Source organism: Bradyrhizobium sp. SUTN9-2 (assembly GCF_003122645.1).
Lineage (GTDB): Bacteria > Pseudomonadota > Alphaproteobacteria > Rhizobiales > Xanthobacteraceae > Bradyrhizobium > Bradyrhizobium yuanmingense.
In genome coordinates this window covers 3,709,304-3,723,062 of sequence record NZ_LAXE01000001.1, presented here as the reverse complement: position 1 = coordinate 3,723,062, position 13,759 = coordinate 3,709,304, and the positions used below count along the sequence as shown (strand labels likewise).

General features: G+C 64.4%; 12 protein-coding genes. 4 read left to right on the top strand and 8 right to left on the bottom strand.

From position 1 onward, the window contains the following. Nucleotides 1-92: 92 nt before the first annotated feature. From XF30_RS17275 to XF30_RS17255, 4 genes are all read right to left on the bottom strand, one after another. The gene (locus tag XF30_RS17275) at nucleotides 93-953 is read right to left on the bottom strand and encodes a MaoC family dehydratase (RefSeq protein ID WP_036011141.1); all 861 of its coding nucleotides are present in this window, start codon (nucleotides 951-953) and stop codon (nucleotides 93-95) included. Between the two features lie 197 nt (nucleotides 954-1,150). Then, entirely contained in the window at nucleotides 1,151-1,540 is a 390-nt protein-coding gene (locus XF30_RS17270) for a Zn-ribbon domain-containing OB-fold protein (RefSeq protein ID WP_036011139.1), read from the bottom strand. Next, nucleotides 1,540-2,697 (bottom strand): thiolase family protein, encoded by a 1,158-nt coding sequence (locus XF30_RS17265; protein ID WP_036027539.1) that lies wholly within the window; start codon nucleotides 2,695-2,697, stop codon nucleotides 1,540-1,542. The genes XF30_RS17270 and XF30_RS17265 overlap by 1 nt, the downstream gene beginning before the upstream one ends. Nucleotides 2,698-3,653: 956 nt before the next feature. Further along, nucleotides 3,654-7,145: an indolepyruvate ferredoxin oxidoreductase family protein gene (locus XF30_RS17255; protein WP_109143378.1), complete on the bottom strand. Its 3,492-nt coding sequence runs from the start codon at nucleotides 7,143-7,145 to the stop codon at nucleotides 3,654-3,656. 284 nt (nucleotides 7,146-7,429) lie between these two features. Here XF30_RS17255 and XF30_RS17250 point away from each other — a divergent pair, with 284 nt between their 5' ends. After that, on the top strand, nucleotides 7,430-8,677 hold the full coding sequence (locus XF30_RS17250; RefSeq protein WP_109143377.1) for a c-type cytochrome: 1,248 nt from the start codon (nucleotides 7,430-7,432) through the stop codon (nucleotides 8,675-8,677). Nucleotides 8,678-8,732: 55 nt separating this feature from the next. On the opposite strand, the gene XF30_RS17245 is transcribed toward XF30_RS17250, so the two are convergent. Beyond that, complete coding sequence (locus XF30_RS17245; protein WP_036011112.1) at nucleotides 8,733-9,377, bottom strand: trimeric intracellular cation channel family protein; 645 nt, start codon at nucleotides 9,375-9,377, stop codon at nucleotides 8,733-8,735. A 164-nt stretch (nucleotides 9,378-9,541) separates the two neighbouring features. Between XF30_RS17245 and XF30_RS17240 the strand changes: the two genes are divergently transcribed. After that, a complete protein-coding gene (locus tag XF30_RS17240; RefSeq protein ID WP_036011109.1) occupies nucleotides 9,542-9,931 on the top strand; it encodes a hypothetical protein in 390 nt (129 codons plus the stop codon). A 57-nt stretch (nucleotides 9,932-9,988) separates the two neighbouring features. Here XF30_RS17240 and XF30_RS17235 read toward each other — a convergent pair whose 3' ends face one another. Genes XF30_RS17235 through XF30_RS17225 form a run of 3 tightly spaced genes read right to left on the bottom strand, consistent with a single transcriptional unit; the run spans nucleotide 9,989 to nucleotide 11,533 of the window. After that, the gene (locus XF30_RS17235) at nucleotides 9,989-10,798 is read right to left on the bottom strand and encodes an isocitrate lyase/PEP mutase family protein (RefSeq protein ID WP_036011106.1); all 810 of its coding nucleotides are present in this window, start codon (nucleotides 10,796-10,798) and stop codon (nucleotides 9,989-9,991) included. 51 nt (nucleotides 10,799-10,849) lie between these two features. Next, complete coding sequence (locus XF30_RS17230; RefSeq protein ID WP_036011104.1) at nucleotides 10,850-11,200, bottom strand: antibiotic biosynthesis monooxygenase family protein; 351 nt, start codon at nucleotides 11,198-11,200, stop codon at nucleotides 10,850-10,852. Between the two features lie 24 nt (nucleotides 11,201-11,224). Continuing rightward, the gene (locus tag XF30_RS17225; protein ID WP_036011128.1) at nucleotides 11,225-11,533 is read right to left on the bottom strand and encodes an NIPSNAP family protein; all 309 of its coding nucleotides are present in this window, start codon (nucleotides 11,531-11,533) and stop codon (nucleotides 11,225-11,227) included. Between the two features lie 161 nt (nucleotides 11,534-11,694). Between XF30_RS17225 and XF30_RS17220 the strand changes: the two genes are divergently transcribed. Continuing rightward, on the top strand, nucleotides 11,695-12,393 hold the full coding sequence (locus XF30_RS17220) for a winged helix-turn-helix domain-containing protein (RefSeq protein WP_192893176.1): 699 nt from the start codon (nucleotides 11,695-11,697) through the stop codon (nucleotides 12,391-12,393). A 179-nt stretch (nucleotides 12,394-12,572) separates the two neighbouring features. Further along, nucleotides 12,573-13,583 carry an alpha/beta fold hydrolase gene (locus tag XF30_RS17215; RefSeq protein WP_109145745.1) on the top strand — a complete coding sequence of 337 codons (1,011 nt, stop codon included), beginning with the start codon at nucleotides 12,573-12,575 and terminating at the stop codon, nucleotides 13,581-13,583. The last annotated feature ends 176 nt before the right edge of the window (nucleotides 13,584-13,759 follow it).

Here is a 13,759-nt window from a genome sequence, read left to right as displayed (position 1 = left end):
ACAGGTCTCAATACCGTCCCCACTCGTGGTGAGAACCCCTCACCCCACCCTCTCCCCGCAAGCGGGGCGAGGGAGTGAAACGCCGGTGCCCACTAACCCAGCACCGTCTTGCCGTTCTTGATCACCGTCACCCCGCGCGACTTCACCTTGGCTTCGAACGAGATCACGTTGCCGTCCTTCCAGAGATCCATGGTCACGGTCTCGCCGGGATAGACCGGCGAGGAGAACCGCGCGACGTGCTGACGGAAGGCGCTCGCATCGTAGTCGGCATAGGTCTGGAGCACGCCGCGGCAGGTGATGCCGTAGGTGCACATGCCGTGCAGGATCGGACGCGGGAAGCCGGCTTTCTTGGCGAACTCGGGATCGGAGTGCAGCGGGTTGCGGTCGCCGCAGAGGCGATAGACCAGCGCCTGGTCGGGGCGCGTGGTGATGTCGATGGTCTTGTCCGGCTCGCGCGATGGGATCTTGTGCGGATCGGGCTGGGTCAGGTTCGGCCCGCCGAAGCCGCCATCGCCGCGGGCAAAGCGCGAGGCGACCAGCGTTGCCAGCTTCTCGCCCTTCTCGTTCTTCAGCACGGTCTGGTGAACGATGACCACGCCCTTGTCCTTGCCCTTGTCGTAGACTTCGAGCACCGAGGAGTCGGCGGTGATGTTGGCGGCGACCGGCAGCGGCTGGTGGAAGGTGATGTCCCGTTCGCCGTCGACCACCATGACGCGGTTGAGATTCATCTCGCCCGGGCCCGAGCCCCAGGCCGCGACTGAAGCAAAGGTCGGCACCACCTTCAGCGGCCGCGGCGTGAACGTGCCCTCGTTGACGAAGGCGAGCTCGTTCTCGTCCATGGGATCGGCGCCGAGGCCGATGCCGTAGGCGTAGAGCATCACCTCGCGATCGGTGTAGGCGTATTTCTGGCCGAGATTTTTCAGGCCTTTGAGCTCTTCGTATCTGGCGGACATTCTTCTGGTTTCTCCCGGGATTTCACCGGCGCTTACTGATGCGCCCTCTCCCCTTGCGGGAGAGGGCTCCGAGGTGCCGGCCACATACGCGTTTGGGTGAGGGGTTGCTTCCACGTTGAAGATTCTCTCCGTGGAGAGAACCCCTCATCCGGCGCTTCGCGCCACCTTCCCCCGCAAGGGGGGAAGGAAGAAAGCAATCAAGCCACCGTGAAGAACGGCAGCGGGGCGCCGTCGGTCGGCTTGAACACCACCTTCACCTTCTGACCGATCTTGAGCTTCTCCAGATCGCAGTCGACGAAATTGGTCTGCACCGATGGCCCCTCCTTCAGCGTGACGTAGCCGATGGCGTAAGGACCGGTCGGCGATTTCCGCATCAAACTGTAGGTGTAGATCGTGCCCTCGCCAGAGGCCTGTTCCCACACCGTCTTGTCGGAGTAGCAGAACGGGCAGATCGAGCGCGGGAAGTAATGCGCTTCGCCGCAGGCGGTGCAGCGCTTGATCATGAACTTGCCCTCTTTCGCCGCGTCCCAGAACGCTGAAGTCTCGGGATTCGTCACCGGGGCCGGATACTTTTTCACTTCGCTCATCACACGCGCTCCAGAATGGCGGTCGAGGCGGCGTGGCGGACGCCGAGCAGGCCGCCGGTGCCGTGGGCGATGGCGAGATCGCAGTTCTTGACCTGCACCTTCGGATGCGCCTCGCCGCGCAGCTGCCTGACGGCTTCGAGGATCTTGGTCATGCCGCCGCGGTTGACGGGGTGGTTGCTGCAGAGGCCGCCACCATCGGTGTTGAACGGCAGCTTGCCGACGCCCGAGATCAGGTTGCCGTCGGCGACGAACTTGCCGCCCTCGCCCTTCTTGCAGAAACCGAGGTCTTCGAGCTGCATCAGCACGGTGATGGTGAAGCTGTCATAGATCGAGGCGTATTTGATGTCCTTCGGCGTGATGCCGGCTTCCTCGAACGCACGCGGACCGGACCAGACGCCGGCGGAGTAAGTGAGGTCGAGATCTTTGCCGCCGCGCGGGCCCTTCATCGCCTCGCCATGGCCGATCAGGCGCACCAGCGGCTTCTTCAGGCTCTTGGCAATCTCCGGCGTCGTCACGATCAGCGCGCCGCCGCCGTCGGAGACGACGCAGCAATCCATGCGATGCAGGGGATCGGAGATCATCGGCGAGTTCAGGACGTCCTCGACAGTGACCACGTCCTTGAGCATCGCATACGGATTGTACTGCGCGTGATGCGAGGCCGCGACCTTGATCCAGGCGAGCTGCTCGGAGGTGGTGCCATAGTCGTGCATGTGGCGCATGGCACACATGCCATAGGCATTGTGCGTGGTCGCCCCGTAAGCGGTTTCGAAATCGACCTCGGCGCCGGAAGCGCGCGGCGGCATCGCGCCGGTGCGCGGCTTGCCGGCGAGCGTCACGAGCGCGATCGAGCATTTGCCCGCAGCGATCGCCTCGGCGGCATGGCCGAGATGGATGATGTAGGAGCAGCCACCGGTCTCGGTGGAATCAATGTGGCGAAGCTTCTTGGTGTTCAGGCCGAGATAATCGACCATCGGCCAGGCGCCGCCGGGCGCGTCGCCCGCACAGAAATAGCCGTCGATATCATCCTTGCTGATCCCGGCATCCTCGATCGCGCCCTTGGCGACCTCGGCGTGGAGCTGGGCGGTGGATTTGTCCGGCGCATGCCGGGTCGGGTGTTCGTAGATCCCGGCAATGTAGGCCTTGCCCTTGATGGTCAAAACTTCAGTCTCCGCTCGCGTCTCGTTCGTGGCTCTTTTTTTGGCTCTTTTTTCTGAACCGCACCGGGCTGATTGGCAAGCGCGGAAATATTCCGCCCCGCGAGAGGGTAGCGGATTGGCGCAAGGGGAGCACATCCGAAAATCCGCCCCAGATAGCAAGCGAACCTGCCCGCCGCGTCGTCATTGCGAGGAGCCCTTGCGACGAAGCAATCCAGAGCCCCTCCATTGAGGAATTCTGGATTTGCTTCGCTACGCTCGCAATGACGGAGTTTGTTGCCACTGATGGCACTGCTTCAACTCAAGACTCGCTCGCAGACACACGCCCGCATCCTCGCGGCACATCTCGCCCGAGTTTTGCTCCCGTCTTGCTCCCTCCGAAGACAGAGGGCGCAGGGAAGACCGGGTGCCGGCTGGGCACCCACGGTCCGCTGTGCGCGAATTGCGCGAAAAACAGATGCACAGCGGCATACAGGTGAAGCCCAACATCCGGCCTTCCCTGCGCAGTGGCTTTACGGCTTATGTCGCGCTCTCCCCGGGGAGCGATGCACTATTGCCCCCGTCGCCTTGCGAGAGAGACCCGCACGACTTGACGCACAGACCCCGGGCGTCAGGACCACACGATTTTGCCGTACGCGAGACCGCGCCCGTCGTGCGCGCGAAAGACTCGCGCGACGCAGCCCGCGTCCACCGCCGCTCACCCCGCGTTTCGTGACGATCGCGATACGCCCCTCTGAGAGGGATGAGGTGGCGGAGAGATACGATAATTCCGAATTTCGGTAAAGCGGAATGTTTTTGCGCGCCCGGCTTGACCTATAGCGTGGGTGTTTTGTCCGACGGGCAACACAAGGGACGGTGCTGTAGGGTGGGCAAAGCGAAGCGTGCCCACGTCATCTGGTGCCATCCTGGTGAGATGGTGGGCACGGCGCTTTGCGCCTTTGCCCACCCTACGAGAGCGCCTACTCCGCCGCGATCTGCCGGGGCGCCGGCGGCGGGTTGGCCAAATCCGCGGCGAGCTGGGCGTAGCGGGCCTTGGCGTCGTGTACGGCCTTCTCCTTCACGGGGCCGTAGCCGCGGATGCGGTCGGGCAGTGAGAGCAGCTCGACCGCGGTGTCAATCGTGAGCGGCGACAACAGGCCGAGCACGGTGGCGACGTCCTTCTCGTAGCTGGCGATGAGATCGCGCTCGAGCTTGCGGTCGGCGCTGCGGCCGAAGATGTCGAACGGCGTGCCGCGCAGGAACTTGAACTTGGCCAGCACTCGGAAGACCTTCAGCATCCACGGGCCGAAGGCGCGCTTCTTCGGGCGCCCCAGCGCATCGACACCGCTGCTGAAGATCGGCGGCGCGAGATTGAAGTTGAACTTGAAGTCGCCCTCGAACTGGTCGCGGAGCTGCTGCTCGAAGGCGCCGTCGGTGTAGAGGCGCGCCACTTCGTATTCGTCCTTGTAGGCCAGGAGCTTTGCATAATTCACGGCGACCGCGCGCGGCAGCGCATCGCCATAGCCGCCCTTCGCCGCGGCGTCGCGGACCTGGTCGACCAGCTTGCGATAGCGCCTGGCGAGACGAGCGTTCTGGTAGGCGGTCAGATGCTTGGCACGGTGCTCGATGACCTCGTCGAGCGTCATGGCATCGAGCGCCTTCGGCGCGGCCACTTCGTCCCCGCCCTTCAGCATATCCGCAAGGCGCTTGGGGTCGGCGACCGCGAGACGGCCAAGGCGGAAAGCTTCCTTGTTCATCTTGATCGAGACGCCATTGACCTCGATCGCCTGCTCGATCGCTTCCGCGGAGAGCGGCAACAGACCCTTCTGATAGGCATAGCCCATCATCATCATGTTGGTGGCGATGGCATCGCCGAGCAGCTGCTCGGCCGGCTTGGTGAAGTCGAAGAACACCGAATCCTTGTGCAGCGCCGTTTCCAGGAGCCCGTTCAGCTTGCGGGTCTGGAAATTGAAATCGCGATTGAGGATGAAATCGGCGGTGGGAATGACGTGGCTGTTGATGATGCCGTGGGTGCGGCTGGTGTCACAAAGGGTGATCGTGTCCTTGGCGACTGCGACGACCTCGTCGGCGGCGAGCACGAGATCGGCCGTGCCGGTGACGATGCGCGAGCAGGTCACCTCGGCCGGATGATCTGATAGCCGCACATGGCTGAGCACCGCCCCGCCCTTTTGCGCGAGGCCCGACATATCCAGGATCATCGAGGCCTTGCCCTCGATGTGGGCGGCCATGCCGAGCAGCGCGCCGATGGTGAGCACGCCGGTGCCGCCGACGCCGCCGACGGCGATGTTATAGGGCTTGTCGAGCGTCGGGCGCGAGGCCGGCTCGGGCAGCGTGCCGATCTCAGCGAGCTCGGCTGGCGCGCGGTGGCGCGGCGCGCCGCCGTCGATGGTGACGAAGGACGGACAGAATCCTTTCAGGCAGGAATAGTCCTTGTTGCAGGATGACTGGTTGATAGCGCGCTTGCGGCCGAACTCGGTCTCCAGCGGCTCGACCGAGATGCAGTTCGACTGCACCGAGCAATCGCCGCAGCCTTCGCAGACGGCCGGATTGATCATGACGCGGCGCGCCGGGTCCTCCATCAGGCCGCGCTTGCGGCGACGGCGCTTCTCGGCGGCGCAGGTCTGCACGAACACGATCGCCGAGGTGCCCTTGAACTCGCGGCACATCTTCATGACGTTGTCGAGCTCGTCGCGGTGATACTTCTTCACGCCGGGCGCGATGGTATCGGCGGGGTAAGCGTCGGGGTTTTCCGAGACCAGATAGAGCTCGCGGATGCCTTCGGCGTACAGCTGCTGGGTGATCTGCTGCGGCGAGAGATCGCCGTCATGACGCTGGCCGCCGGTCATGGCTACCGCATCGTTGTAGAGGATCTTGTAGGTGATGTTGGCCTTGGAGGCGATCGCCTGGCGGATGGCGAGAATGCCGGAGTGGAAATAGGTGCCGTCGCCGAGATTGGCGAAGATGTGGTTCTCGTTGGTGAAGGGCGCAATGCCGACCCAGGGCACGCCCTCGCCGCCCATATGCGTGAACGTCTCGGTCGAGCGGTCCATCCACAGCGCCATGAAGTGGCAGCCGATGCCGGCCAGCGCGCGGCTGCCTTCGGGGACTTTCGTCGACGTGTTGTGGGGGCAGCCGGAGCAGAAATACGGGGTTCGGGAGACAGGGGCGACCGCCTGCATCTGGGTCGCCTGGCGGCCGTTGAACCAGTCGGCCTTGGCGCGGAGCATCTCCGCAATTTCAGGGTTGAGATCAAGTCGAAGCAGGCGTTCGGTCAGCGAGGTCGCGAGCGAGGCGACGCTGAGCTCGGCGGCGAAGGTCAGGAAGCGCTTGTCGTGCTCGTCCATCTTGCCGACGATGCGCGGGCGCACATCGTCGCGCCAGTTGAACAACACCTGCTTGACCTGGTTCTCGACGATCTCGCGCCGCTCCTCGACGATGAAGATCTCCTCCAGGCCGACGGCGAATTCGTGCACGCCTTCCGGCTCGAGCGGCCAGGGCATGCCGATCTTGTAGAGACGAAGGCCGATTTTGGCGGCGACCTCCTCGGTGATGCCGAGCTCGCGCAGCGCCTGACGAACGTCCTCGTAGCTCTTGCCAGAGGCCATGATGCCGAAACGGGCGGTCGGCGAATCCATGGTGACGCGGTTGACCTTATTGGCGCGGGCAAAGGCGATGGCGGCAAAGCCCTTGTAGTCCTGCAGGCGCCGGTCCTGCTCGAAGCGGTCGTCGGGCCAGCGCAGGTTGAGGCCGCCGGGTGGCAGCTCGAAATCGGTGGGAATGATGAACGGCTTCATCTCGTCGGTGAGGTCGATCTCGGCGGTGGTCTCCACCGTCTCCGTGATCACCTTCATGCCGACCCAGCAGCCGGAATAGCGCGACATCGCGATGCCGAGCAGGCCCATCTCGATCATCTCGTGGATGCTCGACGGGTAGAGATACGGCATCAGTGCCGACATGAAAGCATGGTCGGACTGATGCGGGACGGTGGAGGATTTCGCGCCGTGGTCGTCGCCGGCAAGGCACAGCACGCCGCCGTTCTTGGCCGAGCCCGCGGCATTGCCGTGACGGAACACGTCGCCGCAGCGGTCGACGCCCGGGCCCTTGCCGTACCAGATGCCGACCACGCCATCGTATTTGGCGCCGGGCGAGAGGTTGAGCTGCTGCGAGCCCCATACCGCGGTCGCGGCGAGGTCCTCGTTCACGCCGGGTTGGAACTTGATATTGTACTGCTCGAGATGCTTGCGCGCGGCGAACAGCTGCTGGTCGTAGCCGCCGAGCGGCGAGCCGCGATAACCGGAGATGAAGCCCGCGGTGTTGAGGCCGTTGGCGCGGTCGCGCCGGATCTGGGCCATCGGCAAGCGGACCAGGGCCTGGATGCCCGTGGTGAAGACGTGTCCGGTCTGCTGGGTGTACTTTTGATCGAGACTGATCGGACCCTGGTTGATGCCCATGCTGTCCTCGCTTCGCGCCCTGTTCAGGTCTTGCTGACTTAAGTCGTTGCCTGCCCATTGGTTTTAGCTAGGGCGCGCCGACCACCTCCGCCACTCTATGTCGGATATTTCATGCTCCGCATCACAATTCTGGACCAAAGGAGGCCTCGGGTAAAAATCGCAATTTCGTGGCCTGAAACACGTTGGCGATTTTCAGTTTGTGTCACCATACCCCCATCGTTGCGAAATGAATCGACGCTTCCCTTCACGCAGGTAGGGTCGATGGGTCGCAGGGGAGGCTGTCGATGCGGACGATTCTGACGGGCCTGGCGCTTGTGGGCCTGGCGTTGTGCAGTGCGGTTGCAAGTACGGTCACAAGCGCGGCCGGCGCCGCCGGACCATCGCCCGAGCTGATCGCCTATGGCAAGGCGCTGGTCGAGGCCGGCGACTGCGCGGGCTGCCACACTGCCGATCCGGCCAAACCGTTCGCGGGTGGCAAGCGCATCGACACGCCCTTTGGCGCGATCTATGCGCCGAACCTGACGCCGGACCGTGACACTGGCATCGGCGGCTGGACGGATGCCGATTTCACCCGCGCCTTGCGCACCGGCATCGCGCCTGACGGCTCGAATTATTACCCGGCGTTTCCCTACCCCTACTTCACGAAGACGACGAAGGACGACACGCTGGCGATCCGCGCCTATCTCGCCACGCTGGCGCCCGTCACCAGCCGCAACAAGCCGCCGGAGCTGCGCTGGCCATTCGGCTATCGCGGCCTGATGCGGCTTTGGAACACGATGTATTTCAAGCCCGGCCTGTTCGAGCCGGACCAGACCAAGAGCGCGGCCTGGAACAGAGGCGGCTACCTGGTCACCGGGCTCGGCCATTGCGGCGCCTGCCACACGCCCAAGAATTATTTCGGCGCCGACCGGGATGCGCAGGCGCTGTCCGGCAACGCGGTCGGCGGCTGGTTCGCACCGCGGCTCGACGGCGCCCTGCGCACCGGGCTGAAATCCTGGAGCGAGGCCGATATCACGGAGTACCTGCAAACCGGGCGCAATGCCAAAAGCCACGCCGGCGGGCCGATGGCGGAGGTCGTCGTCAACTCGACCTCGAAGATGAGCGATGCCGACGTGCGCGCGATCGCGACCTATCTGAAGAGCCTGCCGCCGGCCCGGCGCGAGACGATCGTAACGCCGCCGGACGCTGCCGAGATGAAGGCCGGCCAGGCGGTCTACGCAAAGCTCTGTATTGCCTGCCACGAGGCCGACGGCACAGGCAGCCCGCGCATCTACCCGCCGCTGCCGGGCAATGCGCTGCTGCAATCGATCAATCCGTCCTCGACCTTGCGCATCATCCTCGACGGTGCCCACACCGTGACGACGCCGCGCGCGCCGAACACCGGCGAGATGCCGGCTTACGCCAAGCAGCTGTCCGACGCCGAGATCGCCGCGGTGACGAACTACATCCGCAATTCCTGGGGCAATGCAGGCCCGCTGGTGACACCGGCACAGGTGGCAAAAGCAAGGAAGCGAGAGGCGAATGGGGAATAGCGAGTGGCGAATGGCCCAGAACCATTCGCTATTCGCCATTCGCGCGCGACAGCGCTCACCGCTCTTCATCCCCCGTGAACACGAATTTCGGCATCTCCCATTTGTAGCGCACCGCAAGCAGGCGGAAGCTGATGCCGAGGACAAATGTCAAAATGGTCCAGAGCTCCGCGTTGAGCTTGAGACCGAACGCGGTCGCATAGAACAACCCCGTCACCACCGAGACGCTGGCATAGAGCTCGGAGCGAAACAGCAGCGGCACGTCGTTGCAGAGCACGTCGCGCAGCACGCCGCCGGCGCAGCCCGTCACCATGCCCGAGACGATGACGATCGGCAGCGAGGCATCCATCTGCCAGGCAACGTCGCAGCCGGCCATGGTGAAGACGACGAGACCGATGGCATCGAGCACGATGAAGGCGACCTTCAGCCGGTGCACGAGGCGCGCAAACAGGATGGTGAGGAAGGCGGCGCCGCCGGCGAGCGCGAGATAGATCGGGTTCTGCACCCAGGCCAGCGGATAATGTCCGAGGAAGAGATCGCGCAACGTGCCACCGCCGAGCGCGGTGATGCAGCCGAGGAAGCAGACGCCCAGCCAATCCATGCTGCGGCGTCCGGCAGCGAGCGCAGCCGTCATGCCCTGCGCGGCCACCGCGGCCAGGGACAGGAAATGCAGCACACTATCCGTCGGCGGCAGGCTCCACATCGCCGTGTTCCTCCTCCCGACAATGGAACTTTAGGCCGGGGATTCGACAGAACAGGTTCCCGATTCCCCGCAACGGGGCAATATGCGACGAAAGCATCAGGTGGCGCGGAACAGAATCTCGCACCTGAGGGTTGTCCGGGGGTCATAACCGAGGAGACCAATCGATGGCAGACGACCGTTTTCCCAACGATCCGTACCGCCCGAACCTCGCCGACGATGAGTACTCTCGCGCGGCGCGCCGGGATGCCGACCTGCAGGCCGATCCCGAGCTCGGGGAAGGCCCCGCCTCCAGCGGCAAGATCGCGCTGTTTGCGGTCGCTGTCGCCCTGGTGCTGGGCGCAGTGTTCTACGGCTTGAACAATTCCAGCACCACCAACGAGGCCAGCAACACACCGGCCTCGCAGACTGCGCAGACGCAGCCGACCAATCCGGCCGCACCTCCCGGCATGCGTGACGTGACGCCGCGCAGCAACACCGAGCCGGGCGTGACCACGGGTGCAGCGCCGAACAGGCCGGCCCCGAATACGCCAGCTCCGTCCGACGGCGCGAAGTAACATTTCGTAATGATGCGCGAGAGCGGCGGGATGCAACATCCCGCCGCTTTCGTTTGCCTACCCGAACATCTTGTTGAGCTCGCCGCCGGGATAGCCGCCGCCGAGCTCGTTGAAGGTCCCCTTCTCCGCCATCTCCTTGGCCGCGCGCATGAAGCCGCCCCAAGCGGCGCGGGCGAGCGAGCCGCCGACGCTGATGCGGCGCACGCCGAGATCCTGGGCTTCCTGCAGCGACAGGCCGGAGCCGCCGATCAGAAGATTGAACGGCTTCGGTGCGACCGCCTTGACCACCGCGGCGATGTCCTCGCGGCTCTTCAGACCCGGCGCATAGAGGCAGTCGGCGCCGGCATCGGCATAGGCGGTGAGCCGGTCGATGACGAGCTTGAGATCGGTCACGCCCCACAGATAGGCCTCGCAGCGGCCGACCAGCAGCGTGCCGCTGTCGCCGATCGCCTTGCGCGAGGCCTTGATGCGCTCGACGGCCAGCGCGCGATCGTAGAGCGGCTTGTCCTTGTCGCCGGTGGAATCCTCGATCGAGAGGCCCGCAACGCCGGTGCGCACACCGCGCTCGACATTGTCCGCGACCTTGTCGGGCTCGACCGCAAAGCCACCCTCGAAATCGGCGTTCACTGGGATGTCGACAGCCGAGCTCAATGCTGCCAGATGCTGACAGACGTCCTCGACGGTGACGTGATTGTCGGCCTTGCCAATGGTCCAGGCAAAGCCCGCGCTCGATGACGCGATCGCCTTGAAACCGAGATGCTGCAAGGCTTTCGCGCTGCCGACATCGACCGGATTGGGCAGGATGAAGCAGCCGCTCTCGTGCATCTTCCTGAACGTCGCGCGCTTGTCAGCGGTCGTCACGTGCATGTTTCTCTCCCTTGTTAGCCGCGCAGAGATAAGGCTGCGTTTTCGAGTCCGCTAGTGCGCGTCATGCACGGCGCGGCTGTCCTTCGGCGCCTCGTCGCGGTCGTTCATGCCGTAGTCGCGGATGACGCTGGCGATGCGTAAGTGATAATCGGCGAAGATCTGCGCCCTGCCCCTGGCCTGGGTGCGGCGGTGCTCCATCGTGTTGCGCCAGGCCTGGACGGCCGCTTCATCCCGCCAGAACGACACCGACAGGATCTTGCCCTTCTCCGTCAGGCTCTCGAAGCGCTCGACCGAGATGAAGCCGTCAATGGTCTGCAGCAGCGGCTTCAGATCGGCTGCAAGGTCGAAATAGGTCTGGCGGTGTTCCGGCTTGGGCCAGACCTCGAAGATCACGGCGATCATGGGCGTCTCCTGCTGTTGGTGGGCCTACAATACCACCTTGCGCAGGAAGGTGCGTTCTTCGGCGAGGATGAATTTCTCCGCCTCGGCAAAGTTGAAGTTTGCCATACCGTCGAGATCGGCGCGGAGCCGTTTGCGATAGGCTTCATAGGCGGCCAGGCTCTCGAACGAGATCAGGGCGGACGCAATGTTGTTGGTACCCTCATGCGGCATGAAGTAGCCAATCAACTCGCCGCCACATCTCGGGATGATGGTGAGCCAGCGCTTCGAATATTCCTCGAACTGCGCGCGCTTGAAGGGATCGAGCTGATAGCGGATGAAGACGGTGACGGACATGATGGGCTCCTTTGTTTTCGCCGTCATTGCGAGCGTAGCGAAGCAATCCAGGAGTCCCTCCGCGGACGCAGTCTGGATTGCTTCGCTTCGCTCGCAATGACGTGTTCGTGACAACACGCTACGCCCTTGCCCGACACCAACGCTTCGGTTACCATCGAAGCATGAAATCAGGACCCGACATCGCCATGGTCGCCTCGCTGGTCGGTGATCCCGCCCGCGCCAACATGCTCACGGCGCTGATGAACGGCCGTGCGCTCACGGCGAGCGAGCTGGCTCAGGAGGCCGGCATCACGCCGCAGACCGCAAGCTCGCATCTGTCGAAGCTCGAGGCCGGCGGCCTGATCGAGCCGGAGAAACAGGGCCGCCACCGCTATTACCGCCTCACCGACGACGACGTCGCCGGCGTGCTCGAGGGGCTCGCCGGCCTTGCCGCGCGGACCGGCCATATGCGCGTGCGCACCGGGCCGAAGGACCCTGCGCTGCGGCGCGCGCGGATCTGCTACGACCATCTCGCCGGCGACCTCGGCGTGCAGATGCTGGACTCCTTGCGCGAGCGGCATCTGGTCAGGCAGAAGAAGCAGGAGATCGAGCTGACCGCCGAGGGCGAGCGCTTTCTTGTGAAGCACCTGCAGATCTCGCCCGACATGCTCAGCCATCCGCGCCGCCCGGTCTGCAAGGCCTGCCTCGACTGGAGCGAGCGGCGGCACCATCTCGCCGGCACGTTGGGCGCGGCCATGATGCAACGGTTCGCCGAGTTGAAATGGGCCGCGCGCGATCCCACGCCCGGCAGCCGTATCGTGAATTTCACCCGTACCGGCGAGAAGCAGTTCGCTGCGCTGTTCGCGAATGGGAAGGACTGATCACACAAGCTCTGTGAGATCGCACGTTTGCGTGTGAATGTGCACTCTCGTCATGGCCGGGCTTGACCCGGCCATCCACGTCTTTATTGCGGCTGGCACGTGGATGCCCGGGCCTTCGCCTCGCCGAAGCGGCTTCGGCCGCGCAGGCGGGACAAGCCCGGGGCATGACGGAGACCGTGATGAACCGCATCTTCCTGGCCGCGCTCGCCGCCGCCCTTCTTACTTTCCAACTCACATCGACCTACGCCGCCGATGCCACGCCCCGCGAGCCCTATGGCATCGCGCTCGAAGGCTTTGCCTATCCTTACCCCGTGCACTTGCTCCCCGTCGTCAACGACGGCGAGCAGCTCAGCATGGCCTATATGGATGTCGCCGCGGCACGGCCGAACGGCCGCACCGTCGTGCTGCTGCACGGGCGCAATTTTCCGTCGAGCTATTGGGCGCCCGTGATCAAGATGCTGAGCGAGGCCGGCTTTCGTGTCGTGGTGCCGGACCAGGTCGGTTTCGGCAAGTCTTCCAAGCCGGCGGGCGAGCTGCATTTCGACAATCTGGCGCGCAACACCATTGCGCTGCTCGATCACCTCAAAATCGACAAGGCCGAGATCGTCGCGCATTCGCTCGGCGGCATGCTCGGCGTGCGCATCGCTCGCGCCTATCCGGGCCGCCTCGCCCATCTGGTGCTGACCGCGCCGATCGGGCTCGAGGACTACCGCCTCTACGTGCCGCCGACGCCGACCGAGAAGATGATCGAGACCGAGGACAGGCTCACCGCCGACGGCTATCGCAAGCAGCTCCAGACCAATTACGCAATCAAGCTGCCGGCCGAGGCCATCACGCCGTTCATCGAGGCCCGCTTCAATATCAAGGGCAGCCCGGACTATCCGCGCTGGCTGCGCGCCTTCGTCTCTTCCGGCCAGATGATCTATCGTGAGCCGGTGGCGCACGAGATCCCGCTGATCGCGACACCGACTCTGTTCATCATGGGTGCGGACGACCACAACGCGCCGGGCCGGCCGCTCGCGCCGGAGGCGCTGCGGGCCAAGATGGGGCAGAACGCAGAGCTTGCGAAGCAGCTCGCCGCGAAGATGCCGAACGCGCGGGCCGAGGTAATCCCCGACACCGGCCATCTCGTGTTCCTGGAGGCGCCGGAGACGTACAAGGAACTGGTGCTGGGCTTTCTCGGCCGCTAGCGACAGCTGCGTGTCGTCCGAGGCCAAATGCGGCGAACGTTCATGCCGCATTCAGGTCATGATTGGCAGGTTTGGATCGCGACGTGTCGGCACGTCCCAGATTTAACGTGTCGAATCGTGTCTCTTGACTCATTGTGCGTCACCAGCGTCATCCCCCGAAGCCTGCCCCTAAGGAC